This window comes from Staphylococcus sp. 231237_7MaSpsaltlick, from assembly GCF_043107035.1.
In genome coordinates this window covers 1-2,089 of record NZ_JBICNX010000089.1, presented here as the reverse complement: position 1 = coordinate 2,089, position 2,089 = coordinate 1, and the positions used below count along the sequence as shown (strand labels likewise).

At 32.1% G+C, this 2,089-nt stretch carries 2 protein-coding genes; both read left to right on the top strand.

The genetic code is table 11. The features are described from left to right. On the top strand, positions 1–1,815 hold a 1,815-nt coding region (locus ACF91D_RS29915; protein ID WP_392438352.1), incomplete at its 5' end, for an FtsK/SpoIIIE domain-containing protein. A 3-nt stretch (positions 1,816–1,818) separates the two neighbouring features. Beyond that, positions 1,819–2,089: hypothetical protein (locus ACF91D_RS29910; RefSeq protein ID WP_392438351.1), on the top strand; the 271-nt coding region annotated here is incomplete at its 3' end.

The window sequence follows — 2,089 nt, the reverse complement described above, 5'->3', positions numbered from 1 at the left end:
AGAACAAAGAAAATACATACCAAGTTATTGAATTATATAACAGATTTAGATACGGAATTACCAGATATAACTGACGGAATTAGTTTTGATCACATGAAACAAGAGTCAAATAGAAGATATTTGATATATGAAGGTAGCCAAGACAAAGAATTAAAAGAAGCCAGAAGTGTCCTGAAAAACAGAGAAAAAATGCAAAATAGAACAGTTGATAGTTCGTTGAGTAATGAAGATGACAACACGACAAAATACAACTATCCATTAGATATTCTTTCAGAAGACCCAGAAAAAATAAAAAGAAGAACAAAAAGAGCAAATAAATATGCAGAAGAAAATCAAGGAACGATTGATAAAGTACTTGCTTCGCTAAATATGCAAGTAGAAGCTAAAAAGCCTAATGTTGGTAATTCAGCTATAGAATATATTTATGGAATGAGATTTTCACAAAATAGTAAATCTTTAGATGATATCATAAAAGCATTGGAGCAAGCATTACGTACCCAAGGTATTACCATCTATACTAGAGCTGATAATATGATTATTAACGTTCCATTGCCAGAAAAATCCAGAATACCTATTGATGGTGGCAAACTAATTCAATCAGTATTTGATGAAGAAGTTGAAAATCCTACACATGCTGTATTGGGTCAAACAGTCGATAACAAACCTCTGGATTTTGTATTTAGTGAAGGTCCTCATACGCTAATGGGAGGGACTTCAGGATCAGGTAAGTCTGTTGCAAGTAAATTCTTCTTATCATCAATGTTGGCTAAAGGTACTCCAAAAGAATTGAAAATGCAAATAATTGACCCAAAACAAGCAGACTTTGTTCCTTTTAACAAATCACCTTTCAATTTAACGGATGTTATAACAGATATTAAAAATGATGTTGTTCCTTTCATGAAATATGTAGTAATAGTAATGGAAGAACGTTACAAAATGTTCAAAGAAGCTGGTGGTACAGAAAATATCGAAGAGTATAACGAATGGGCAGAAGAAAATGGTAAAGAAAAGCTTCCTTATATTGTTATCTTTATGGATGAAGTATCAGATATGATGAACCAAGTTCAAGACGAAATAGAAACCCCTATACAAAGACTAGGACAAATGGGAAGAGCTTCAGGAGTACATTTAATTATGTCAACGCAAAGACCATCTAGAGAAGTTATAACAGGGTTGATTAAAACAAATTTAGCAACTCGTTTGGCTTTAAGTGTTAAACAAGATGTAGATAGTCGAATTATATTAGATGAAGCTGGAGCTGAAACGTTAAAAGGAAAAGGCGATATGCTTTTTGCGCCACAAGGAAGTATGCCAATAAGAGCTCAAGGTGCTAATATCAGTAGAAAACAACTTAATAAGATGTTTGATTGCTTAAATGAAAAATATGAGAAAACCCCATCACCTGATTATCACGCTATAGTTGAGAGAGCTGAAGCAGAAGAAAAAGGAGAAGAGTATAGCGAAGAAAATAACGAAACTTTTGGAGCTATCTCGGCACTACAACAAAGTAGACTTGAAATAGAGAAAGAATCTAATACATTAAACGAAACAAGTGAATCAAATACTACTGGTAACAGAAGAAAAACAGATGATGAAAGAAGCCAAGAAGAATTAACAACATTACAAAAAGCAATTGATAATCGAGAAAAACGTAAAAACGAACGTAAAAACAAGGTGGAAAAAGACAAACAACCTACTATTCAATTAGACACCGCTTCATTGGTTAGAGATAGTGAAATAGCAGAGAAAAAAGTAGAAGGAAATATTGAAAAGCAAGCAACTAAAAAGAGTACATCTGAAATGTTAGGACTGTGATATATGACTATGTTACAAAGTATAGATAGGTGGTTAAGACCTTATCGATACCATTTTGAAGATGATAAAATGATAGAATTTAAAGAGCAACAAAAGAGAAAAAAACAAAAATTAAAAAAGAGTATAAAATATAAACTTAACGAAGAAGAAGAAAAAGAAACAAAAGCCTTTTTAAAACGTGGAGGTATAGGAGTAGAACTAACAACATTAAATAATAAACTTGATAAGCATGGCGCTTTGAATATGCTTCATAGAAGTAACTATAATATTGGTT